The organism is Xenorhabdus beddingii, assembly GCF_002127545.1.
In the GTDB taxonomy this organism is placed as follows: Bacteria; Pseudomonadota; Gammaproteobacteria; order Enterobacterales; family Enterobacteriaceae; genus Xenorhabdus; species Xenorhabdus beddingii.
Genome location: NZ_MUBK01000004.1, coordinates 1 through 24,757 on the forward strand (window position 1 = coordinate 1; position 24,757 = coordinate 24,757).

General features: G+C 45.5%; 19 protein-coding genes and 2 pseudogenes. 11 read left to right on the forward strand and 10 right to left on the reverse strand.

Annotation, left to right across the window (positions count from 1 at the left end; genetic code table 11):
• A pseudogene (locus Xbed_RS03510) lies at nucleotides 1-96 on the reverse strand (mRNA interferase); the annotation flags it as partial.
• A gap of 143 nt (nucleotides 97-239) precedes the next feature.
• On the reverse strand, nucleotides 240-452 hold the full coding sequence (locus Xbed_RS03515; protein ID WP_086111570.1) for a hypothetical protein: 213 nt from the start codon (nucleotides 450-452) through the stop codon (nucleotides 240-242).
• A gap of 193 nt (nucleotides 453-645) precedes the next feature.
• Here Xbed_RS03515 and Xbed_RS03520 point away from each other — a divergent pair.
• The 3 genes and pseudogenes from Xbed_RS03520 (at nucleotide 646) to Xbed_RS03530 (ending at nucleotide 1,517) form a co-directional block, all read left to right on the forward strand.
• Nucleotides 646-881 (forward strand): annotated as a pseudogene (locus Xbed_RS03520) (phage holin family protein).
• Entirely contained in the window at nucleotides 878-1,198 is a 321-nt protein-coding gene (locus Xbed_RS20105; RefSeq protein WP_244182398.1) for a hypothetical protein, read from the forward strand. The pseudogene Xbed_RS03520 and the gene Xbed_RS20105 overlap by 4 nt, the downstream one beginning before the upstream one ends.
• Nucleotides 1,199-1,274: 76 nt before the next feature.
• Nucleotides 1,275-1,517, forward strand: coding sequence for an Acb2/Tad1 domain-containing protein (locus Xbed_RS03530; RefSeq protein WP_086111571.1), 243 nt, complete (start codon nucleotides 1,275-1,277; stop codon nucleotides 1,515-1,517).
• A gap of 101 nt (nucleotides 1,518-1,618) precedes the next feature.
• Here the strand turns inward: Xbed_RS03530 and Xbed_RS03535 are convergent, their stop codons facing one another.
• The 4 genes from Xbed_RS03535 to putP form a co-directional block, all read right to left on the reverse strand.
• Nucleotides 1,619-2,233, reverse strand: coding sequence for a hypothetical protein (locus Xbed_RS03535; protein WP_086111572.1), 615 nt, complete (start codon nucleotides 2,231-2,233; stop codon nucleotides 1,619-1,621).
• Nucleotides 2,234-2,650: 417 nt separating this feature from the next.
• The gene (locus tag Xbed_RS03545; protein WP_244182399.1) at nucleotides 2,651-5,806 is read right to left on the reverse strand and encodes a glycosyl hydrolase family 95 catalytic domain-containing protein; all 3,156 of its coding nucleotides are present in this window, start codon (nucleotides 5,804-5,806) and stop codon (nucleotides 2,651-2,653) included.
• A gap of 743 nt (nucleotides 5,807-6,549) precedes the next feature.
• Nucleotides 6,550-7,170 (reverse strand): hypothetical protein, encoded by a 621-nt coding sequence (locus tag Xbed_RS03555; protein ID WP_086111574.1) that lies wholly within the window; start codon nucleotides 7,168-7,170, stop codon nucleotides 6,550-6,552.
• 114 nt (nucleotides 7,171-7,284) lie between these two features.
• Nucleotides 7,285-8,769: a sodium/proline symporter PutP gene (putP, locus tag Xbed_RS03560; protein ID WP_086111575.1), complete on the reverse strand. Its 1,485-nt coding sequence runs from the start codon at nucleotides 8,767-8,769 to the stop codon at nucleotides 7,285-7,287.
• A gap of 520 nt (nucleotides 8,770-9,289) precedes the next feature.
• Here putP and putA point away from each other — a divergent pair.
• The gene (putA, locus tag Xbed_RS03565; RefSeq protein WP_086111576.1) at nucleotides 9,290-13,270 is read left to right on the forward strand and encodes a trifunctional transcriptional regulator/proline dehydrogenase/L-glutamate gamma-semialdehyde dehydrogenase; all 3,981 of its coding nucleotides are present in this window, start codon (nucleotides 9,290-9,292) and stop codon (nucleotides 13,268-13,270) included.
• Between the two features lie 288 nt (nucleotides 13,271-13,558).
• On the opposite strand, the gene fliZ is transcribed toward putA, so the two are convergent.
• The 3 genes from fliZ to Xbed_RS03580 form a co-directional block, all read right to left on the reverse strand.
• The gene (gene fliZ, locus Xbed_RS03570; protein WP_086111577.1) at nucleotides 13,559-14,071 is read right to left on the reverse strand and encodes a flagella biosynthesis regulatory protein FliZ; all 513 of its coding nucleotides are present in this window, start codon (nucleotides 14,069-14,071) and stop codon (nucleotides 13,559-13,561) included.
• 52 nt (nucleotides 14,072-14,123) lie between these two features.
• On the reverse strand, nucleotides 14,124-14,846 hold the full coding sequence (locus Xbed_RS03575; RefSeq protein ID WP_086111730.1) for an RNA polymerase sigma factor FliA: 723 nt from the start codon (nucleotides 14,844-14,846) through the stop codon (nucleotides 14,124-14,126).
• 281 nt (nucleotides 14,847-15,127) lie between these two features.
• Nucleotides 15,128-16,216, reverse strand: coding sequence for a FliC/FljB family flagellin (locus tag Xbed_RS03580; protein ID WP_086111578.1), 1,089 nt, complete (start codon nucleotides 16,214-16,216; stop codon nucleotides 15,128-15,130).
• 276 nt (nucleotides 16,217-16,492) lie between these two features.
• Here Xbed_RS03580 and fliD point away from each other — a divergent pair, with 276 nt between their 5' ends.
• From fliD to fliT, 3 genes are read left to right on the forward strand one after another with little or no spacing between them, the layout of a single operon-like run.
• Nucleotides 16,493-17,938, forward strand: coding sequence for a flagellar filament capping protein FliD (gene fliD, locus Xbed_RS03585; RefSeq protein WP_086111579.1), 1,446 nt, complete (start codon nucleotides 16,493-16,495; stop codon nucleotides 17,936-17,938).
• A 12-nt stretch (nucleotides 17,939-17,950) separates the two neighbouring features.
• On the forward strand, nucleotides 17,951-18,361 hold the full coding sequence (fliS, locus tag Xbed_RS03590; protein WP_086111580.1) for a flagellar export chaperone FliS: 411 nt from the start codon (nucleotides 17,951-17,953) through the stop codon (nucleotides 18,359-18,361).
• Entirely contained in the window at nucleotides 18,361-18,735 is a 375-nt protein-coding gene (gene fliT / locus Xbed_RS03595) for a flagella biosynthesis regulatory protein FliT (protein ID WP_086111581.1), read from the forward strand. The genes fliS and fliT overlap by 1 nt, the downstream gene beginning before the upstream one ends.
• A gap of 514 nt (nucleotides 18,736-19,249) precedes the next feature.
• Here the strand turns inward: fliT and fliE are convergent.
• Nucleotides 19,250-19,561: a flagellar hook-basal body complex protein FliE gene (gene fliE, locus Xbed_RS03600; RefSeq protein WP_086111582.1), complete on the reverse strand. Its 312-nt coding sequence runs from the start codon at nucleotides 19,559-19,561 to the stop codon at nucleotides 19,250-19,252.
• A gap of 283 nt (nucleotides 19,562-19,844) precedes the next feature.
• On the opposite strand from fliE, the gene fliF reads away from it, so the two are divergent.
• From fliF to fliI, 4 genes are read left to right on the forward strand one after another with little or no spacing between them, the layout of a single operon-like run.
• Nucleotides 19,845-21,551: a flagellar basal-body MS-ring/collar protein FliF gene (fliF, locus tag Xbed_RS03605; RefSeq protein WP_086111583.1), complete on the forward strand. Its 1,707-nt coding sequence runs from the start codon at nucleotides 19,845-19,847 to the stop codon at nucleotides 21,549-21,551.
• Nucleotides 21,548-22,540: a flagellar motor switch protein FliG gene (gene fliG, locus Xbed_RS03610; protein WP_086111584.1), complete on the forward strand. Its 993-nt coding sequence runs from the start codon at nucleotides 21,548-21,550 to the stop codon at nucleotides 22,538-22,540. Before fliF ends, fliG begins: the two co-directional genes overlap by 4 nt.
• Entirely contained in the window at nucleotides 22,533-23,252 is a 720-nt protein-coding gene (gene fliH, locus Xbed_RS03615) for a flagellar assembly protein FliH (RefSeq protein WP_086111585.1), read from the forward strand. The genes fliG and fliH overlap by 8 nt, the downstream gene beginning before the upstream one ends.
• Complete coding sequence (gene fliI / locus Xbed_RS03620; protein WP_086111586.1) at nucleotides 23,252-24,616, forward strand: flagellar protein export ATPase FliI; 1,365 nt, start codon at nucleotides 23,252-23,254, stop codon at nucleotides 24,614-24,616. The genes fliH and fliI overlap by 1 nt, the downstream gene beginning before the upstream one ends.
• The last annotated feature ends 141 nt before the right edge of the window (nucleotides 24,617-24,757 follow it).

Consider the following 24,757-nt stretch of genomic DNA (forward strand, 5'->3'; position numbering starts at 1 on the left):
ATGGCTGGGATGCCTTGGCATGACGCTGTGCTTCCCCTTGTATCTCAGTTTCAGATGGTTTGTCCCGTTTGAAACTTCGACGCCCTGAGCTTCCAGCCAGCACGTGACACATCTAAACTAACCTCATCATCCCTATGCAAGATGAATTCGAATGGTGCGATGAGTTCGATGGATTTTAATTCCAACCTGCAAACCATCGCTACAAGCTCAAATATCCGGTAATTCCGGTTAGTCTAAACTTACTCGTTATTACTTCGGTACTTTTTACGTAATCTGAACCCAAGAGTGACAAGATAAATGGCTAGTAAACTTTCAACTGAGTTATATAGCCAGTCCACTTCAATATCAGATGTCATCCACTTTAAAATTGATACTGCGAGTAAAAATATCCCACCAAAGATGAATATTAGAGGTGTTTTTTCTCCGAGTGGTAATTTTTCTAATTGTGACATATTAAATCCTTATAATATTTACCGATGGTTATTTGATGCGAGTTTCACATATTTGGTTATTCCGAACAACTGAATCCTAACTATTTGAGCTTCATTAGATATGGGGATTCCCATAGCGGCACTCTATTAACTCAACTCACAGGAGCGACCCTAGCTCACCCCACGGACGCCCATTGTTCAGATGGGGTGGATTATGAAGATGAAAGAAAATCCTGATTTGTGGGCCGACTTATTGAACGGCCTGAGAAACTCGTGGCCGCAGATATCCGGCTCCGCTTTGGCGATCGCCATTTGTTACGGACGCCTGATTTACGATGGTGTAGAACGGAAGAACCGATGGGTAGAGGCGCTATTGGTTTTATTGGTGTTGAGAAGATACGGGGATTTGCTATCCGCGCCATCAATAAGCGTTTGGGAGGTAAAGAATGAGCAGAGGCATTCGTAATAACAACCCCGGCAATATTGATCACAACCCGAAGAATAAGTGGCAGGGTCAGTTAAGGCATGACCCAAAGATTGAGAAGCGGTTCTGTCGGTTTGAATCCCCTGAGTATGGTATTCGAGCATTGATGAAGTTGTTGTCCAACTACCACAAGAACGGTTATCAGACCGTGTTACCCCGACGAAACATTCGAAAAAGCCTACAGCTTAATTTGAATTCCGAGCCTCGCCTTTGCGGGGCTTCTTTTTATCTGCGCACTGACATGCGCAAAATCCAACTGAGAGCTTATAGAAATAGAGCCTGAGAACTATCGCTGGGTGGCGACCTCTCTCAGGGCGGTATTTCTATGTCAGCAGGCTCTAATTTCTATAGGTGAAACAATGGAAAACCAACACCGTAAAATCAACGGCTATCGTGAATTAACCCAAGACGAAATTGATTGTATGAATAAAGTTAAGGCGCTAGGGGAAGAACTGGGTCGGCTTTATGATTATCTGGTAACCACGAACGCGCAAACGGGAAATCATCAAATTGATATGCGTTGGTTAAACGAAGGCCGCACTGATTTGCAAAAGGGAATTATGTGCTGGGTTCGTGCGGTGGCTCAACCAACGACATTCTGACATAGACCTGTCTGCAACCTCAGAGCAAATGATACTGGGGTTGCAGGAATATGTTAGGCATCAATGTAAGTGAGTGTTGATTTTCACACTATAAATGAGAATTATCGATTGCGTGTAATATCCAATGCATCTTGTAATAATTGTTCGTGTTCGTTAGAGAAAACAGGATTCCAAGAATGGGAGGGCTGAGAGATTAATGGACGGGCACCATTTTGTATGTTTCGTACGAGGAAAGCGAAGTTTAGACCATTAAAATTATCGCTGGATAAAGGAGTAATTATATTTTGCTCATAGCTCATTATATCTAGGTCAAAGGAGTGAGGGAGCAATTCACACGCAGAAGGGTTATAATATTTAAAACCCAGCTGGATAAGTAATATTTCAGCTGATCCACGAATAAAAGGAAAACGAGTATCAATTTTTTCTATAACAAACGCTCTTGGATGACATATTTCTAGTGATATGCACCCATTCGAACGTATACATTGAGAAATAAGGTTATTTTCTCTTCTTAGCACGTCATAACAATTTCTATGCAATCTGGACATAATTATTACCCCCACAGAAATGTAATTTTGCATTAACCAATAAACCCATCCGACCCCAATAACAAGCGAATAATACTGAACAATTAGTACCACTCTGAAACTAAAGGCAATATTTCTTTGCCCATTCCCTTGGGTGGCTAAAGGAATATCGATAACCCATGCTGCCACTCCGTTCCTGCTGCATATAGCAGAATCAAAATATTATGGCATAATGCCTGAATTCCAATGACAAGGCAGAGTAGTCGATGAGTTACAGTTTAGATTTCTGAAAGAAAATACTGGCACATAAGGACAAGCATACGTTGACTTTTGAACAAACGAGTGCCCACTTTGAGATCTCTATCTGCACCCTGTTTTGGTGGAGTCATCAAATAGAACCCTGTATCACTCGTGATAAACTGCCCACAGCAAAAGCGATAAGAAGACGAGAGAAATGTTCAATTTAAGAGCTATTTATGGCGCACTTAAACTAGCCTAATTCTATTAATTCGTCTATTTTTTTAATCACAGCACACTTTCCTTTGCGAAAAATTACTGTGAATGTCGTGAAATATTATTAAAAACCATAGGCTCACTCAGTTTCAATCAGGTTAATGTTATAGTCTTGCATTCGCCGTTAACACAAACAAGAACGGTTTTTTTTGATGATGCTTTATCGGCCACAATATTAAATGATGTCACGAAACCATTTTTCCATTCACAATTGACTCTGTACCCTCCTCTTGCTCTCAGGCCCGTGAATTTTCCTGTTAATTTCCATGCATCCGGGCAGGCAGGAAGCAGTACTATCTTTCCTTCATGACTTTGTAACAACATTTCTGTAACCGCCCCTGTAATACCAAAATTTCCATCAATCTGAAATGGTGGATGAGTACAGAACAGGTTTGGAAGAGTGTTGTAAGTCAGCAAACCCCGTAACATCACCAGTGCCCGCTTTGCGTCACCCAGTCGAGCAAAGAGTGCACAGCGCCATGGCCAGGTCCATGAACGGCGGCTATCGCCAGTCACTGTACCTGCGGTAAATTCGATATTGCTACCTGGTGGTTCCCCGCAACGAGCCTTAAGTGACACAAGTGCGGCGGCTGCGAATTCTGGTGTGCCGGATGGCGTTATTTGCTTGCCGGGATAAACGGCAAACAAATGTGATGTGTGCCGATGAACATCACTTGGCCTGTCACGATCGGTTTGCCATTCTTGCAGTTGACCCCATGCACCGATTTTATTTGGCGCCAGCTTTGATTGAAGGTTGGCCACCGTTTTTTGATATTCCAGATCAATACCAAGTACCGCTGCTGCATCTAAATAATTTTGAAACAAATCCCAAATGACCTGCTGATCATACATAACACCATCTTCACGAGGGCCGTGTTCTGGGGACCACCCATTTGGTGAAACTAATGTTCCATCAGGCCGCATTTTCAATTGATCTTCCCAGAACTGACATATTTCTTTGAGCTGTGGGTAAGCAGTGTTGCGTAGATATTCGGTGTCCTGTGTAAAAGCAAAATGCTCATAGATATGTTGGACATACCAGGCACTTGCTACTGTATTCCATTTCCAGGTATTACCACCGAAAATACTTTGACTCGTTCGAGCCGTCCATCCTCGTTTGTTACCCAAAGCATTCTTAGAGGCAACACGGCTAGGTCCGGCGACTTGTCCGATAAAATTGAGTAGGGGTTGATGGCAATCTGGAAGGTGAGTGCTCTCAACTCCCCAATAATTCATTTGTACGTTAATATTGGTATGATAGTCACAGCCCCACTCTGGTTGGTTGTCTTTATTCCATAAGCCTTGCAGATTGGCGGGTAAGCCATTCATACGTGATGAGCTAATGGATAAATAACGACCAAAATCGAACATGGTTTGTTCGAGAGAAGGATCTTCAGCGCCATTTGCATATCGTTTTAACCGTAGATTTGTAGGCAGGAGTGCTATATCTACATCCGTATCTCCCCAGTTGACTGATGCAGTTGAAATCATAGCACTAAAATCTGTTATATGAGTGGCACGCAGTGAGTCAAAAGTTTTTGCCGAGGCAGCCGATAATGCGGCCATAATTGCTGGCTCTGGATCGGGGCCACGCCAGTCGGCCACATAATTCATTTGGTAGTTCGTTCGTGCATCGACAATTATCAGGAGACTGCTGCACTGATTAAATACAAGCGTTTTGTGTACAACAGATAACTGGCCATCTGGCACAATAACTTTTATACCACATGCATATTTCAGGTTGTTATCCATTATGCCATTAAAAGTAAGAAGACCACGGTTGGCATCTACAGAAGTCGTCGCTCCCTGGCTTGATAGTAGCGTCAATTTCCCTGAAAATTTTCCTGTCTCATTTGCCGTGTAGCGGAAAGCCATTATATCGTCAGGCATGCTGGCAAAGGCCTCTCGTACTATCTGGTCATTATCAATACCAAAAGTAGTGGTGTGTATCCCCGAGTGAAGATCAAGTGTACGCTTATATTCAGAAATTGCCGTACAGGAGCTTGAGGAGAAATCTCCGCCACTTAAGGTTATTTCGGCCACCTGGAAATGGCTAACGCCTGTAATAGGCATGAATTCAATCTTGTAGTATCTGAAAGCAATAGTGTTTTGGAACGTAAAGGTTTTTGTGAGAAAGCGCTTTTCGAAGGGAGACTCGAGATTACGTATATCCAAGGAAGTCCAGATTAGTTCATCATTTGATCCATATAATGTCCATTTTTGTGGGTCACGCTCTGGCATATCATTAGCACTTGTCAGGCTATATGTCGTTATTTTTGCCTGATAGGGTAGCTTCGCCTGCCATACAACTAGGGTACCTGGATGTTTTATGCACCATTTTGTATTAAGGGATTGATCTGATGTTTTAATTATTCCTTCTCCCTCAGTAACACTACCGGCAGCCTGACTGCTTGGTGAAGATAGATAAAGTGGAACAAGAGCTTTCAGATCTACGCCTCCAAGTGCAATCTCTGCGACCTGAAAATAGCGGGTAGTTGCCATAATTTCGAAGCGTAAACGGTAAAAAAGATAAGCAACACTATTTGTGAAACTAAAAGATTTGGTCTGAAAACGTTTTTCGAAAGATGAGTTGAAGTGACGATTATCCAGAACGCTCCAGACTGAACCATCGTTTGATGCTTCCAAAATCCATTTCCGGGGGTCGCGTTGTGGTTTGTCATTTGCACTTGTAAGAGAATAATCAATTATCACTGTAGGTTTTTTCAATTTCGCTTGCCAGTAAACGAAACTGCCTGGGTCTTTAATACACCATTTAGTCGTATTTTTTCCATCCACACTCTGTTCAACGCCTTCAGTTGAACGACTGGTTCCTTGATCTGCATCACCAGTTATAACCGCATGTGAGTTAAAATTGAGGTAAATATCACCAAATGCTCTATAGCTACCAAATCCGGTTACGCTTCTATCGTGTTCCTCATCACCTTTACCATACAGAGCATTGTCGTAGTTATTTATCCCTCCCCATAAACTTTGCTCATTAAATTGGATGCGTTCATTCAGTGGATCGCTGAACAACATTGCACCCAATCGAGCATTCCCAATAGGGAGAGCTTCAGATTCCCAATCCAGGGCAGGACTGGTGTACCATAAATTTTGGTGTGAATGGGTTTCTGATAAGAGAGATTGTGGGGTAGAAGCTGTTGTTTGATCGGAATTCATGGTAACGATAGCGTTACCAACTCCTTCACCGAATATAGTATTTAACTTACGATCATTGTCACCATTCATGATTATGCCTCGAATAAGTTACCGTTGTTACGAGATGAATATGCAATAAACACACTTAAATAAAAAAACTCAAATCGGAATAAGCCTTATATCCATAGTCATTGAAGATACTTGATTTTTTATTCGTATCAGATCCGGTCAGGATCGCGCCCACGGAAATTAATCTGACAGATGCCCAGAAAGAAGCCCTCGACTTGATGCATAATACAACTATATGAACGCATCCCGTCTCGTTTGCAAGACAAAAACCACTCTGACATCGATTGTAGGTTGCAGCTCTATATTCATACATGGACTGCGGCTAGCGGACTGCGTGACCCCCAGACGTTTTGCTTTTTCCCATTGATAGTCATTCGGGTAATTTTGGACATCGGTGATAAGTGTCTCATCACGGATTTTAGTGGGCGGGTTTAGCTTGGATGGTACTGCATTGATTAATAAACTCTTCGCAATTACTGGGGTATATTCAATCAATACAGAATACAGTATCCCCCCTTTTACTTGCCGATAACGTGATATCACTGCAATACCAAAATCAATATCGAGTCGTTATGCAAGCATGACTTTACAAAAAAACAACCATACTTGTATTTGTGGATAAAAAATGCTTATAAAATCCATATCCACTTATTTTTAAAATGAACTTGTTTTTATTAATAGTTAAAAATGTGACCAATTAGGCATTTTTTGAGGGGTTGCGTGATGAATATAAGGAAAAAGCCACCGAGTGGTGGCTGGTAAGATTATTGTGCTTTTTTCCTAAAGTTATCGTCATTTTTAACGAACTCAAAAGCATCAAGGATAATGCCCGTTATCCTCAGTATATCTTCTGGAGCTTCGATGAAAATTCTTGAGTTATTGGCAGATAATCCCGCTCGATTAACTTCATTGGCTAATATGTCAGTGAGTTCAATAGGTATTTGAATGTAAGGCTTATTCTTCTTGTCAAAGTACCGTATTATCCATCTATTTGATTTTCCTTGATACAGAACACCAAAGTAAGATTCCGTATCTTTGTACTGCAAATCAACAGAATCCCCGACTATTGATTTGGCTTTTTCATATAGAGCCAATTCGTTTTTAGTAGTAACAATATTTGGGTTATCTGGATCGACTATCTCATCGGGTTCTTTCAGGTTCTCTTGAGGTTCTGTTTCTTCCTGGGCACCATCAATTGGAATATGTTTATTTGAAAGGCCAGAAACTACCATTGCGCTAACAGACTTTTCAACGGCCTGTTTTACCAATGGAGTAATTGATTCAATAAAACGCTGATTCAGTTGGCGCTCAACATTGGATCTACTAGCGACGTATCTTACAAATTCACTATCAACAAATAGAAAAAGCGGCTGGCGTACCAGCACCAGCCAGAATGTGAAGCATTAAGGATCAAGCGAGGTGTCAATGGATTTCAAACTTCGGGATATATAAATTTAAAAAGCCCCTGAATAAATCAGAGGCTTCTCATCACTGCGGGTTTATTTAGTCTTATAATGCGCTTCGGCTTCAACAAAACGTTGTTGTATCGCCTGACTTGGTGCTTTTCCTAATAAACTGACCACGACAATCGTGATCGTCGCAAAAATAAAGCCCGGTATGATTTCATACAGGGAGAACCAGTGGAATTCCATCCAAACCAGTACGGTGATCGCCCCCACCAGCATACCCGCCAATGCACCGTTACGGGTCATACGTTTCCAGAGTACTGAAATCAGAACCACAGGGCCGAATGCCGCACCAAATCCTGCCCAGGCATTACTGACCAATGCCAATACCTTATTGTTTGGGTTAGTTGCGATGACAATGGCAATGATTGCGACCAGTAAGACCATCATACGACCAACCCATACCAGTTCTTTCTGGCTGGCTTTGGGGCGTATAAATGCCTTATAGAAATCTTCAGTCAACGCACTAGAACACACCAGCAACTGGCAGCTCAACGTACTCATAACCGCAGCCAGCACCGCAGACAGTAATATTCCAGTAAGCCATGGATTAAATAAGAGTCTCCCCAGTTCAATAAAAATACGCTCACGGTTTTGCAATACTGGCTCTGCCTGCGCCGGATGTATTTCAAAATAGGCAATGCCAAAGAAACCCACCGCCACCGTACCCGCAAGGCACAGTAACATCCACGTCATACTAATGCGGCGGGCTTTATGAATAGTCTGGTGAGAATCTGCCGCCATAAAACGAGCCAGAATGTGGGGTTGACCAAAATAACCTAACCCCCAACCCAACAGAGAAACAATGGCAATAATATTCAGATTTTTAAACATATCTAAATAGGCTGGACTTTTTGCCTCAATAATATTGATGGCGGTATCGACGCCTCCAACGTTGAACAAGATAAGCACAGGTACCAGGATCAAAGCGAAAATCATCAAAGTTGCCTGCACCGTATCCGTCCAGCTAACAGCAAGAAAACCGCCGAGGAAGGTATAGGCAATGGTAGCCAATGCGCCCAACCAAATCGCTTTTTCATAGCTGATGCCAAACGTGTTTTCAAACAATAAGCCACCAGCGACAACACCCGATGCGCAGTAAATGGTAAAGAAAACCAAGATGACCAATGCGGAAATAATACGCAGGATTTTGCTTTTATCTTCAAAGCGATGAGTAAAATAATCGGGTAGCGTCAGTGCGTTATTACTGACTTCGGTATGTACACGTAATCTACCCGCAATCCAGCGCCAATTCAGGTATGCGCCCAGCAGTAGACCTAATGCGATCCAACCTTCTGAAATACCAGAGAAAAAAATAGCCCCCGGCAATCCCATCAATAACCAGCCACTCATATCAGAAGCGCCGGCAGATAATGCGGTTACCACACTACCTAATCTCCGACCACCCAATATGTAGTCATCAAAATTCTTGGTGGAACGATAAGCCATGAAGCCTATCAGCAACATCCCAGCAATGTAGATAATGAAAGTAATGAGCATGGGTGAATTTACTGTCATGCAGGTTCTTCTCCATAGTGTTTTTATAAATCATGTGTCTGCAAATAGGTTATTTGCGTAAGTAATGTCACTTGTACTTATCGTGTACTTTTAAGTGATACCCCACCCTTGTTATCAGGCTGTAATAAGTTGCATCTCCAAGATGACATTAGTTTTCATAAGTATTATTTAGGTTGGTAATTATTTTAAAATTACATTCTATCCTAATTTAGCCAAAGCATTTTTAACAACAAGTTAACTAAATTTTTATAAAAAACGCCTGCCAAATCACATTTATCACCCTAAAAGTTGTACCTTAGATTAAAAAACAGGTTGTACCATAAACTTACGAAAATAAAATAAAAACCATATATATCAATCATATAATTAAATAACAATCATAACATTCACCGGAAGGATAATAAAAACAAGATGAATTTCACAAAATTAGAATATCCGTTCTTAACGAAGTTGCACAAAGTTGCAACATGGAAGATATTGTTATGCAACTTGGTTTAGTCTTACCTATTAAGGAGTGAAAATGGGTAGTACCACTATGGGCGTGAAACTCGATGAAGCAACGCGCAATCGAATTAAAGCCGCTGCGCAACAAATTGAACGCACACCACACTGGCTAATTAAGCAAGCCATTTTTAATTATCTTGAACGTCTGGAAAATGAGGAAAAGATCCCAGAAATATCAGCGGGTCAGGATAACAAAGAAGAAAAGATTTCCGAAGTAGAATCACAGATTGAGGCGCCTTATCAACCATTTCTGGATTTTGCCGAGCATATTTTACCCCAATCGGTGAAACGTTCCGCGATTACTGCTGCCTACCGCCCCCCCGAAACACAGGCAGTTCCCATGCTGCTGCAACTTGCTCAGTTATCAGAAGAGCAATCCAAGGCAACGCACAAGCTGGCTTATTCCATCGCAGAAAAACTGCGTCAGCAAAAACAAGGGGTTGGTCGTGCCGGGCTGGTGCAGGGATTATTGCAAGAGTTTTCACTTTCTTCACAGGAAGGCGTCGCGCTGATGTGCCTTGCCGAAGCCCTGCTGCGCATTCCCGATAAAGCCACCCGCGATGCCTTGATCCGCGATAAAATCAGCAATGGCAATTGGCACTCTCATTTAGGCCAAAGCCCCTCCATGTTTGTCAATGCTGCGACATGGGGATTGTTGTTCACCGGTAAGCTGGTATCGACCCACAATGAAACCAAGTTATCCAACTCCCTGAACCGCATTATCAGTAAAAGTGGTGAGCCATTGGTACGCAAAGGCGTGGATATGGCGATGCGTCTGATGGGCGAACAATTTGTTACGGGAGAAACCATTGCCCAAGCCCTTGCCAATGCCCGTAAGCTGGAAGAGAGAGGCTTCCGTTATTCTTATGACATGCTCGGTGAAGCCGCGCTGACCGAAGAAGATGCCCAAGCCTACATGGTTTCCTACCAACAGGCGATCCACGCCATTGGCAAAGGCTCCAACGGTCGGGGCATTTATGAAGGGCCGGGAATTTCCATCAAACTTTCAGCCCTGCATCCACGTTATAGTCGTGCCCAGTATGAGCGTGTGATGGATGAACTTTATCCACGGCTGCTCGCCCTGACGTTACAGGCTCGCCAGTATGATATTGGGATTAATATCGATGCAGAAGAAGCTGATCGTCTGGAAATTTCCCTCGATTTGCTGGAAAAACTGTGTTTCGAACCGAAACTGGAAGGTTGGAACGGTATTGGTTTTGTGATCCAGGCTTATCAGAAACGTTGTCCTTTCGTCATTGATAGCATTATTGATTTGGCACAGCGCAGTCGTCACCGATTGATGATCCGTCTGGTGAAAGGGGCTTATTGGGATAGCGAAATCAAACGCGCCCAAATCGATGGACTGGAAGGCTATCCGGTCTATACCCGCAAGGTTTATACGGACGTCTCTTACCTCGCCTGTGCCCGTAAGCTGCTTTCGGTCCCGAATTTAATCTATCCACAATTTGCTACCCACAACGCCCATACGTTATCTGCCATTTATCATCTGGCCGGGCAAAATTATTATCCGGGGCAATATGAGTTCCAATGCCTGCATGGCATGGGCGAACCCCTTTATGAGCAGGTTGTCGGCAAAGTCGCTGATGGCAAGCTCAATCGCCCATGTCGCATTTATGCCCCCGTGGGAACGCATGAAACACTGTTGGCTTATCTGGTGCGCCGGCTGCTGGAAAATGGAGCCAATACGTCATTCGTTAATCGTATTGCCGATACGGCTCTGCCGATTGATGAACTGGTCGCTGATCCGGTGAAAAGCGTACAGGAATTAGCGCAGGTTGAAGGGCAAATCGGTCTGCCGCATCCGAAAATCCCCCTGCCACGCGATTTATACGGTAAAAGCCGGGTCAACTCCTCGGGGCTGGATCTCGCCAATGAACATCGTTTGGCTTCCCTTTCCAGTGCCTTACTGAATTCGTCAATGGAAACGTGGAGCGGCGAACCCCTGTTGGGGGGTGATTGCCCGCATACGGAAGCATTGCCTGCGGTTAAACCGGTCAACAATCCGGCCAGACCTTCAGATATCGTGGGTTATGTTCGTGAAACCACTGCGCAGGAAGTCGGCCATGCACTGGATATGGCCACTGATGCCGGTGCAATTTGGTTTGCCACTCCCCCTTCAGAGCGTGCGGCTATTTTGGTGCGGGCAGCCGAATTGATGGAAAATAACCTGCAATCCTTGCTCGGTATTTTAGTCCGCGAAGCCGGTAAGACGTTCAATAATGCGATTTCCGAAGTACGCGAGGCGGTCGATTTTCTCTATTATTATGCTGATCAAGTCCGTCAGGATTTCGCCAATGATACCCATCGTCCGCTAGGGCCTGTGGTTTGTATCAGCCCGTGGAACTTCCCCCTGGCCATTTTCACCGGTCAAGTTGCCGCTGCATTGGCAACAGGTAATAGTGTCTTGGCAAAACCTGCAGAACAAACGCCGTTGATTGCCGCTGTCGCCGTGAAAATACTGCATCAAGCGGGCATTCCCCGTGATGTATTGCAATTACTGCCCGGACAAGGGGAAACCGTAGGCGCATTGCTGGTCGGTGATGAACGAGTACGCGGTGTGATGTTTACCGGTTCTATCGAAGTCGCCAGCCTGTTGCAGCGCAATATTGCTGGTCGTCTCGATGCACAGGGTCGTCCAACACCGTTGATCGCAGAAACCGGTGGCCTGAATGCCATGATCGTGGATTCTTCCGCATTGACCGAACAGGTCGTCACCGATGTGATTGCTTCCGCCTTTGACAGTGCGGGTCAGCGTTGCTCTGCCCTGCGCATCCTGTGTGTGCAGGAAGATGCTGCCGAAAGAACGATTGCGATGCTGAAAGGGGCAATGGCTGAGTGCCGCATGGGTAATCCTGAGCGCTTATCAACAGATATCGGCCCGGTGATTGATGCAGACGCGAAAGCAGGCATCGAGCGCCATATCCAAACCATGCGCACTAAAGGCCGGACGATTTATCAGGCCGCGCATGAAAATGCCACGGACTGTCAGGAATGGACACAAGGGACTTTCGTTAAGCCCACGTTGATCGAGCTGGAAAGTTTTGATGAGCTGAAAAAAGAAATTTTCGGCCCGGTGCTGCATGTTGTCCGTTTCAAGCGCAATGAGTTGGATAAATTGCTGGATCAAATCAATGCCTCCGGTTATGGCTTGACCTTAGGGGTTCATACTCGTATTGATGAAACCATCGCTCAGGTCACCGGAAAAGCGAAAGTCGGTAACTTATATGTCAACCGCAATATGGTGGGTGCGGTCGTCGGCGTACAACCCTTTGGTGGCGAAGGCTTGTCAGGCACAGGGCCGAAAGCCGGCGGGCCGCTGTATTTGTATCGCTTGCTGTCACAACGCCCGGTTAATGCAGCCAGTCAAACACTGGGGCGTCAGGATACAGAGCACGAACCTGATGCCAGAGCGCGTGTCATTTTGCAAGCCCCTCTCTACAAACTGGCTGATTGGGCAACCACACAGAATAACGATGCCTTGGGTCAAGTGATTCAGGAATACAGTTTACTGGCGCAAAGTGGAACGATACGCTTACTGCCGGGGCCAACCGGGGAGCGCAATACCTATACGCTGTTGCCACGCGGTCATGTTCTGTGTCTGGCGGATAACGAACAGGATGCGCTGGTACAATTGGCGGCGGTACTTTCTGTCGGTTGTCAGGCCGTCTGGGAGAAAGACGAATTGCATCAGGCATTGCAACGTCAATTACCGGATGACGTTCGTCAGCATATCCATTGGGTCAACGACTGGCAAAATGAAGAGACAGAGATGGAAGCGGTGATTTATCACGGCGATTGTGATCAATTACGTCATGTTTGCAGCGTAATTGCACAGCGTAAAGGGCCAATCATCTCCGTACAGGGCTTTGCCCGGGGTGAAACTCATTTGCTATTGGAACGCTTGCTGCACGAACGTTCATTAAGTGTCAATACCGCAGCGGCAGGCGGTAATGCCAGTTTGATGACTATCGGTTAATGGTCAGTTGATTAAATAGTAGGTTAATTAATAGTAGGTTAATTAATAGTAGGTTAATTAATAATACGTTGATTCATAATATATGGAGTCATGATATCGGTTAAAGTGAATTGATTAACAGGATTTAATTAACATCCGTTTTATTGTAAAAATATAATCCGTTAAATATATAGCAGTAATAATATATACCAATAGAAATAACATGGAAATAGAGAGGGGAAAGCGCAATAATCGCCTTCCCCTCTGAAATCGTTCTAACCAACTCGCGTTATATATCGGCGTAATTAATCAATGATCGTTTTGTTGCCAGCTCAGATACTGTTCATATTTACGCAGCGCAATATTGTAATTGCTGAAAGCAGATTGAGACAATTTTTCGCTGAGTTGTTCCTGAATTTTTTCTGGCGTAAATTCATTAGCCGAATAATTACTTGAAGTCAGTAATTCATCCAAACGCCTTAAACGAACCACATACTCACGCACCGTACTATGGCTCATCTCCGTTTGTTCAAACAAATACTGTTTAAATGACATAATGTCGAAATAATCAGTCTGGCTATTGCAATAAATTTCACTACAAAAGCGGCACAACGCGACAAATTTACCCTGTAACTCATTCCAGGTTCTGTCATCAACCAATTCAGTCATCTCAGAAATCGCTTCTTTATTGATGACCTGACCGTTAAAAACAAGAGAAATACGGTCAAGTGATTTATGGCAGTGCAAACAATGAGTCTGACTATGTTTATAGTCCTTGATATAACGGCTAAGAGGCCGTTTCTTTTGTGTTGTAACAGACATAAGAGATAAAGCCCTGTGTATAGTCTTAACAAAAAAACAAATAAGCAAAAAGTTACTTCTCTGGATTCAAACGCGCCCTCAGCCTTTTTATCGCCTGGCTGTGAAGCTGACTTACGCGGGATTCCCCCACATTAAGCACTGCGCCGATCTCTTTAAGATTGAGTTCTTCCTGATAGTACAACGTAAGAACCATCTTTTCCCGTTCAGGCAATGACTCAATGATGCCAATTACCCGCTGACGAAGGTCACCTTCCAGTATTTGTTGGAGAGGATTTGTCTCATGCTCTTCCTCAATCACTGGCTCACAACTTTCGCCATGAATTTCGCGCCATTCGTCATAAGAAAACAGTTGACTGTTATTCGTGTCTAACAGTATTTGCCGATATTCTATCAGATTAATCTTTAATTCTTTAGCAACTTCCTGCTCACTGGCTGGACGGCCTAACTCCTGCTCAAGTTTACGGATGGTCTGCGTGACTTCACGTGCACTACGCCGCACACTACGCGGAGCCCAATCACGGCTCCTCAGCTCATCCAACATTGCACCTCTGATGCGCTGCACCGCATAGGTGGTAAACGCCGTTCCCTGCAAGGAATCAAAACGCTCCACCGCATTCAGCAAGCCTATGCCACCGGCCTGAAGCAAGTCATCGAGTTCTACGCTGGCAGGCAATCTTACCTGCAGCCTCAAGGCCTCATGGCGAACCAGGGGTACATAGCGCTTCCAGAGGCTATTTTTGTCCATCACGCCTTCGGCGGTATACAAATCGCTCACAACAACAGACACCTTTGGATAAGAGACTGGATACCATTATCCAGTCCCCTAACCGGTACAATCGTTTGAACAATGAAGTAAAAGCGCTTCTTTTTCACCTATGCGAAATTTTTTGCCAAATTTTTGGTTGTCCGCCCGAATGCATTGCCCGTTTCAGGCTGTCCCTGACCGTCTTGATAAAAACGATAACCAAAAAAATAAGGATCGGCGAACCGATCCTTATTTTATCAACGTTGTTTATGCAGGTTACCCTGCATAACAGCTCAACCGGAAAATAATAATTAACGCAGCAGAGACAGAACGGCTTGTGGGATCTGGTTGGCCTGCGCCAGTACCGCGTTGCCTGCCTGTTGCAGGATCTGGCCACGGCCCATGTTAGTCACTTCCGTTGCGTAGTCAGCGTCTTCGATACGGCTTCTTGCCGCACTCAGGTTGGTCACGGTGTTGTTCAGGTTGTTAACCGTGGATTCCAGGCGGTTTTGAACTGCACCCAGAGAACTGCGCAGATCGTCAACTTGTGACAGAGCCGTGTCGAGGGTTTTCAGAGGATCTTTAGATTGTTCAGATTCTTTAGTTTCGCTACCAATCGTTACCGTGCCATCTTTAGCCACTGTTGCGTTGAAGAGTTTAGTTACAGCACCAGCACCAGTACCATCTGTAGCTTCTATTACATATTGACCTTCAACTGGGCCCTTGTCATCATTAACTTTATGTAATTTCGCGCCAGTTAATTTTGCTACACCTGCGGCAGCTTTAATTTTGGCATCAATATCTACGCCTTTGTCACCACCTGGGATATCTACTTTTGTACCGTTAAGTTCATCCCCTTTTTTCTGGGCAGGAGCCACACTAAACTTATCCAGACCCAATGTTCCTTTATCAATTTTTTTCAGTTCTACATTGATGATTTCACCATCGTTTGCACCAACCTGAATTTTCATTGTGTCATTTTTGCTCAGCACCTTGGTGCCATTGAACTGAGTTTCTTTAGAGATACGGTCGATTTCTTCCAGACGCTGGTCTATTTCTTTCTGGATAGATGCTAAATCGCTCTTAGAGTTGCTGCCATTTTGTGACTGAACAGCCAGTTCACGAACGCGTTGCAGGTTGTTATTGATTTCGTTCAGAGCACCTTCGGTGGTCTGAGCAATGGAGATACCGTCATTGGCGTTACGGGAAGCCTGATTCAGACCCTTAATGTTAGCGGAAAAACGGTTGGCGATCGCTTGACCCGCAGCGTCATCCTTCGCGCTGTTAATGCGTAAACCAGAGGACAGACGCTCAATAGCAGAACCCAAAACGCCCTGAGAACGGGTCATGTTGTTCTGAGCCACCAGTGAAGAAAAGTTAGTATTGATGCCAAGTGCCATAGTAGAGTTCCTTTTAAAATCAAGTCGATGTAATTAGTCTGGGCTTATTTGCCCACGGTGTGCATCACCGCCAACAGTTTTATCGGCGTTTCAAAAAGAACCTTTAATATTTCTTGCAAAAACTTTTTTATTTTTTTCGTGTTTTTTCCCGATAAGCCAAACAGCGCCTGTTCTTATCAATTATTCCCGCCATCAAAAAAAACATTTTTTCAGTAAACTTTTCGCAAATGAATCCGATAACAAGTCCAGTGATGCTTTACTTATAAAGGAGTCAACATGGCTAGCATTTCCTCATTAGGGGCCGGATCCGGGATGGGTTCTATACTGGAAAAACTTCAGGCAACAGAAAATAAGCGCTTAGAACCATTACAACAACAGCAAACCAGTTATAAAGCAAAGCTGACCGGTTTTGGTTCACTTAAAGGCAGTTTGGAAAAACTCAAGAGTGCTTCTGAAGAACTGAAAAAATTCGATAAACTTAACACCACAAAAGTCAGTGAAGATCATAAAACATTTACCCCAAGTACGGATTCCAAAGCCAGTCCGGGTAATTATGTGATTGAAGTTCAGCAGCTTGCAAAGGCGCAGTCCCTGCAATCCCCGGTCGTCGCCGATATAAAATCCCCGCAAGGTGAGCCATTGGGTGGAGGGAAAACCCGCACCATTATCATCACACAACCGGGTGAACCGGGTAAATCAGATGAAAATAAGCCAATGCGCATTTCACTGAAAGATGATGAAACGTCTCTAGTTGAAATCCGTGATGCCATCAATAAACAAGAAGGCAACGTCAATGCCAGCATTATCAAAGCGGAAGATGATAGAAACTATCTGGTCCTGACGGCAAAAAAAGCGGGCACCCAGTCCGTGATGACCATTAAGGTTGAAGGTGATGATAAGCTCGGTGATTTGCTGAACTTTACGTCTGACGACAAAGGCGGCGGCACGGGTAAAATGACACAATCCGTGCAGGCGGCCAATGCGGAATTAACCGTCAATGGCCTCAAGATTGTTCGTCAGACCAATGAGATAAAAGATGCACCGGAAGGCGTTATCCTGAATCTGAAAAAGGTTTCAGAAAAAGAAGAAAGTGCACCCCACGCACTGAAATCAGAAACTTTGGTCGTTTCCCGTGATATCGAACCCATGAAAGAGGCAATCAAAAAGTGGGTGGATGCTTATAATGAATCACAGAGCACATTCGATTCACTGACCAAATTTAAATCGGTCGGGAAAGGTGAAGCGGCGTCAAAAGATAATGGTGCCCTGCTCGGTGACGGAACCTTAAAGGGTATTCAGAATCAATTAAGACAGCAATTATTTGCCGCCCAGAATGTAGCTGATATCGCCACGCTGAATAAACTGGGGATTAAGCAGAAACTGGATGGCACACTGGAAATCAATAATGAAAAACTGGAAAAGAACCTGAAAGAAAAACCGGCTAACGTTAAGGCTTTCTTTATGGGCGATGGTGAAAAAACCGGTTTCGCGACCCAGACTTATAATTTATTGAAGAAAACATTGGATAGTCACGAAGGGACTCTCGCCACAGTAACGGAAGGTCTTAACAAGAGTCTGAAAGCCGTTGAAAAACAAGTGGAGCAGACAAAGAAAGACACTGACGCCAAGGTGGAACGCTATAAGCGTCAATTTGCCCAACTGGATAAACTGAGTAACTCTCTGAATAACGCAAATACATCCCTATTTCAGCTTTTAAGATAATTAAAGGACATTATGTATCAACGTTCGGCAAGCCAGTTATACGCTCAAGTAGACCTTGAGAGTGAAATTATGAATGCCTCTCCTTACCAGTTGATTCAGATATTGTTCAATGGGGCGCTCAGCGCCCTACGTCGTTCAATCATTCTGATGCAACAAGGTAATATTCCGGAAAAAGGTTTAGCTATTTCAAAGGCGATCAATATCATTGATAATGGTCTTAAAGAAGGATTAGATTTCGAGAAAGGCGGCGAAATCGCGCTTAATCTGTTTGATTTATATGATTATATGAGTCGCCGTTTACTCCATGCCAATTTACGCAATGATGAGAAGGCTATTAGCGAAGTGATTGATTTACTTACCGAGATTTCAGATTCTTGGCGGCAAATAGGTCCTCATTACAACGCCAGTCAGGATATTGTTTAATGAAAAATGATATGGATCTTTTGTCAGCTTACCAGCAGATCCTTAGTTTAAGTGAGCAAATGATTGATTTAGCCAGAAATGAAAAATGGGATGCACTTGTTGATATGGAAATCACTTATCTGAAGGCCGTCGAAGTGGTAACGTTAATATCAGAAAATTCAGATGCCCCCTTTTCATTACAGCAGCAATTGACCCAAATTTTGCAAACTGTCTTGAATAATGAAAAAGAAACGAGGAGATTGTTGCAAAAAAGATTGAATGAACTCAGCGACCTGATTAAACAGGAAAGCTGTAAACAACTCTTACATGATACTTATGGGCAGTTTCCTGTCAGCAACTATGAAATGGAGTTGACGACAACGGAACAAAAATAAATATAACAGCGGTATCAGTGATTCTCATTTAATAATAACGCTGATTAATGGTGTCATTCATTTGTTTTCATTTAGGTGGTGTCTACTCGTCACCATCATTTTTTTGGTTAATCTAATTTGGCACTTTATTTTATTTATAATTTGAAAACAATCAAGATAGATCACCTCTTTTTTTAACAAAAAATTAACCAACAAACAATGATGGCGAGTTTTTTAAGCAATGAGATGATATTTCAAAATGGCAGGACACATCCTTACTTCCCGTGAAGCGGGGAGTAAGGAATATTCAGGAATTTCAGTGTATCTCGATTATGAATAAGGTATTGATATTATCAGCACACATGATGTTTAACTAACAGGATGAGTGATGTTAAAAAATAAGATAAGCGCTATCGCTACCATTGCGATAGCGCTTATTTCTAAGATAGGGTTTTCTTCAGTCAATGGCGATTTGAATGATTGTGCGGCCACGGAATAGATAACCACCCAAAGGTGGTTATCTAATTTGATAGGCTTAAACCTGCATATTCATGATCTCGTGATAGGCACTGACCAGCTTATTTCTCACCTGAATGCCCATTTGCAGTGAAATACTCGCTTTTTGCATATTGACCATCACATCATTTAGCTCCACAGCCGGAACGCCCAGCGTAAAATCTTTTGCCTGCTTCTCCGCGCCTAAACGGTTTTGATTTATTTTTTCTACTGCGGCAGTCAGTTGGCTGGCAAAACCGCCCTGCACTGACATGGGTTTGGCAATGTTTGCTGCTTGTAATGCCTGAGTCTGCATTTGTTGCAGTACACCTTCAATTGCCTGAATTGACATAAAAACCTCGCGTTAAATCACCCTATTGATTATGTGATTAAGTGCCATATTAACCGTGGGCTGGTTGACAGTTTTCCACGCTGCCACCGTAACATAGCCCTTCCAAACTAAAGCGGGTAATTGAAGTCAAAATTCAAGGCTTATTGTGCCATTAAAAGAGGTGTGAACAGCGAATAATGATGGGATTAATAATAGGAAGAATCTTTTCGCTTGCGTATGGGGAGTCTGTTTTGTTACGCCACGCTTTTAGTATTCATGTTGACCAGCAAGGCAAGGATCGTCTATGAGTGCAGCAACAACTGACGTTGAAAACCAAAATAAAGGTTTCAACGCGATTATCAGCAGGATAAAAGCTGATCCAAAAGTTCCGTTATTAGTTGCTGGCTCGGCTGCCATCGCTATTGTCATCGCCCTGTTTCTCTGGTTGCGCAGTCCCGATTATCGGGTGCTTTACAGTAACTTGAGCGATAAGGATGGCGGCGAAATCGTTACGCAATTAACCCAAATGAATGTCCCTTACCGTTTTGCCGAAAATGGCTCGGCGCTCATGATACCTACCGAAAAGGTGCATGAGACACGCCTGAAACTGGCACAACAAGGGCTACCCAAAGGGGGAGCGGCCGGTTTCGAACTGTTGGATAAAGAGAAATTCGGGATCAGCCAGTTCAGTGAGCAGGTTAATTACCAGCGTGCACTGGAAGGTGAGCTGGCTCGCACGGTTGAATCGCTCGGCCCCGTCCAGAGCGCGCGCGTCCATTTGGCCCTGCCGAAACCTTCGCTATTCGTTCGTGAACAAAAATCACCCTCAGCTTCCGTTACCGTCGGATTGCTGCAAGGTCGTGTTCTGGATGAAGGGCAAATCAATGCCATCGTGCATATGATTTCCAGCAGTGTTGCCGGTTTACCGGCAGGCAAAGTGACGATTGTGGATCAATCAGGACGCCTGTTGACACAAGCCGATGCCACGGGTCGTGATTTGAACACCACTCAGTTGAAGTATACCCAGGAAGTGGAAAGTCGTTTCCAGCACCGCATTGAGACGATTCTGGCCCCCGTGGTAGGTCGTGGCAATGTTCATGCTCAGGTCACGGCACAGATTGATTTCTCCCAGCGTGAAGAAACGGCGGAAGAGTATAAACCTAACCAGCCACCGAATCAGGCGGCCATTCGCTCCAAACAAACCAGCGCCAGCGAGCAAAGTGGCGGGCCGTTGCTGGGTGGTGTACCGGGTGCATTGTCGAATCAGCCAAACGCCGCGCCAAATGCCCCGATTGAAAAGCCGAACGCCAAAGGCAACAGTGACGAAAAACCGGATCAGAACCGCAACAGCAATAACAAAAATAACAGCTATGAGCGCATGGTCAGTAACAATCGTAACAACCGCCATGACGAAACCACCAACTATGAGGTGGATCGCACCATTCGCCATATTCAATTGCAAGCGGGTGCGGTGGAACGTCTTTCAGTGGCTGTCGTCGTCAACTATGCCACTGTTCAGGGAGAGAATGGCCCTGAGGCCAAGGCGCTGACAGCCGAACAGTTATCACAGATCGAAGCACTGACCCGTGAGGCAATGGGCTTCTCTGCTGACCGGGGCGATAGTCTGAACGTGGTCAATACCCAGTTCAATGAGACATCCGAAGTGATAGAAACCCTGCCATTCTGGCAGCATCCTGTCCTGCTGGAAAAACTATTGGACGTTGGCCGTTGGTTACTGTTGGTGCTGGTTGCATGGCTGCTGTGGCGTAAGATGGTTGTGCCGCAAATCGCCAAAAAACGGGCGGCGGAAAAAGCCGCACGGGAAACGCAGAAAAGCCAACAGAAAAAGCCACCCGAAACCCATGCTGAAATGGATGAAAAAATGCGCCGTCAGATGACTCGCCAGCGGGTCAATGCAGAGCTGCAAAGCCAGCGCATCCGTGAACTTGCAGAAAAAGATCCTCGCGTCGTCGCGCTGGTGATCCGTCAATGGATGAGTAACGAACAATGAGCCTGAGCGGAACAGAAAAAAGTGCCGTCATGTTAATGACCCTGGGAGAAGATCAGGCGGCCGAGGTGTTCAAGCACCTGAATTCCAGGGAAGTACAACAACTGAGTATTGTGATGGCGGGAATGCGACAAGTTTCCAATCAACAACTGGTTGAAGTCCTGGCGGAGTTTGAAGAAGATGCGGGGCAGTATACGGCCCTCAGCATTAACGCCAACGATTATCTGCGCAGTGTGCTGATCAAAGCCTTGGGTGAAGAGCGGGCGTCCAGTCTGCTTGAGGATATCCTTGAGTCCCGCGATACCACCACCGGCATCGAAACGCTCAACTTTATGGAGCCGCAGATGGCGGCCGATGTGATCCGCGACGAACATCCGCAAATCATCGCCACGATCCTGGTTCACCTAAACCGTGGTCAGGCAGCCGATATCCTGGCCCTGTTTGATGATCGCCTGCGCAATGACGTGATGCTGCGCATCGCCACCTTTGGGGGTGTACAGCCGTCCGCACTGGCGGAGTTGACAGAAGTATTGAATAACCTGCTGGACGGTCAGAACCTGAAACGCAGCAAGATGGGTGGGGTGCGTACTGCGGCAGAAATCATCAACCTGATGAAAAGTCAACAGGAAGAAGGCGTCATTGATGCCGTTCGTACCTACGATAATGAGCTGGCACAAAAAATCATTGATGAAATGTTCCTGTTCGAAAACCTTATCGGCGTGGACGATCGCAGTATCCAGCGCCTGTTGCAGGAGGTTCCGACCGATTCCCTGCTGGTGGCATTGAAAGGTTGCGATCAGGCATTGCGCGATCACTTCCTCAACAATATGTCGCAACGGGCGGCTGAAATCATGCGTGATGATTTGGCAAACCGTGGCCCGGTTCGTATGTCTCAAGTGGAGGCAGAACAGAAATCCATCCTGCTGGTGGTTCGTCGGTTGGCAGAAAGCGGCGAAATGCTCCTGAATGGGGGTGACGATACTTATGTCTGATAAGCCGAATAATGGGAGCTGGCAGCCGTGGCAGCCAGGAGAATTGAATCTGTGGGAAACCCTGCGGGCGAAACTGGAACCGATAGAGGCAGTACAACAATCCAGCGAACAAGATCCCAGCGAACAGGATCGGCGACTGGAACAGGCAAGAATGCTGGACGAGCTGAAAGAGCAGGCGCGTCAGGCAGGTTTGGCGCAGGGTTTTGCAGAAGGTCAGGCTCAAGGTTATGAACAAGGTATCCAGGAAGGCCGGCAGGCCGGACTGGAGCAAGGCTTGCAGGAATCCAGACAACAACAGCAAGGGGTTATCGACCAATGGAAAGCATTGCTGACGGATTTCAGCCATTCCCTTGATGGGCTGGATACGGTGATTGCTTCACGCTTGATGCAACTTTCACTGACGGCTGCTCATCATATTTTGGGGCAACCGGCGGTTTGTGACGGTACTGCCCTTCTGAATCAGATCCGTGAATTTATCCAGCAAGAACCTATGTTCAGCGGAAAACCGCAATTACGTGTTCATCCACAAGACGTTCCTCTGGTTGAGCAACAACTGGGGGAAATTTTGGCCCTGCATGGCTGGCGCTTAATTGCAGATAACAAACTGCATCCGGGCGGTTGTAAAGTCAGTGCAGATGAGGGGGATATGGACGCCAGTTTAGCCACCCGCTGGCACGAAATGTGCCGTCTGGCAGCACCGGGAGAATTGTGATGACGGCAAGACTGGGACGCTGGCTGGCAACATTGGATTCATTGGAAAAGCGTCTGGAAAAAACCCCGAAAGTACGCCGTTACGGGCGCCTGACCCGGGCGACGGGTTTGGTGCTGGAAGCCACTGGCTTACACATGCCCCTCGGTGCCACCTGCCTGATCGAGCGTCAGAATGGCAACATCATTGAAGAAGTCGAAAGTGAAGTGGTCGGCTTCAACGGTGACAAATTATTATTGATGCCACTGGAAGAGCTGGAAGGCATTGTACCGGGCGCCCGCGTCTATGCCCGCTCTTATGGTGAAGATCTCGGTGGCGGACGCCGCCTGCCTCTGGGTCCGGAATTACTTGGCCGGGTTCTGGATGGTGCCGGTCGCCCCCTTGATGGCTTGCCAACCCCCGATACCGGCTATCGGGCCTCCCTGACAACGACCCCCTTCAATCCCCTACAACGAACCCCGATCAGCAATGTGCTGGATGTAGGCGTTCGGGCCATTAACGCCCTGCTGACCGTCGGCCGTGGGCAACGCATGGGACTTTTTGCCGGTTCAGGGGTTGGTAAGAGTGTGCTGCTCGGCATGATGGCACGGTATACCCAAGCTGATGTCATTGTCGTGGGTTTGATTGGCGAACGTGGCCGGGAAGTCAAAGATTTTATTGAAAATATTTTGGGGGTGGAGGGGCTGTCCCGCTCAGTGGTGGTTGCCGCTCCCGCCGATGTGTCACCCCTACTGCGAATGCAGGGCGCCTCTTATGCGACCCGCATCGCCGAAGATTTTCGTGATCGCGGTAAACATGTTCTCCTGATTATGGACTCCCTGACCCGTTACAGCATGGCGCAGCGTGAAATTGCACTGGCTATCGGCGAGCCTCCGGCAACCAAGGGATATCCGCCTTCTGTGTTTGCCAAATTACCCGCGCTGGTGGAAAGAGCCGGCAATGGTGTCAGTGATGGCGGTTCAATTACCGCATTTTATACCGTACTGACAGAAGGTGATGACCAACAAGACCCGATTGCGGATGCGGCTCGCGCCATTCTCGATGGCCATATCGTGCTGTCGCGCTCACTGGCAGAATCGGGACACTATCCTGCCATTGATATCGAGGCTTCCATCAGCCGTGCCATGACCGCACTGATTGACAATACCCATTATCGACGAGTGCAACTTTTCAAACAGTTGCTTTCCAGCTACCAGCGCAACCGGGATTTGATCAACGTGGGTGCCTATGCGGCGGGCAGTGATCCCTTACTGGACAAAGCCATTGAGCTTTATCCCCACATGGCTCAGTTCCTGCAACAAAGTATTGATGAACGCAGTGAGTACGATGTGGCCTGTACCCAGTTTCAACAGCTATTGCCAACATAAACAATTATTGCCGACATAACATTTTGCCTATCGGGGTGTCGCAGAAGAATATTTTGCCAACGGGTATAACGTTTGTCGGTACGCTGCCGATATAACTTAGCTATTAATGCAATTCAGTAACGTAATGTTTCAGTAACGCTT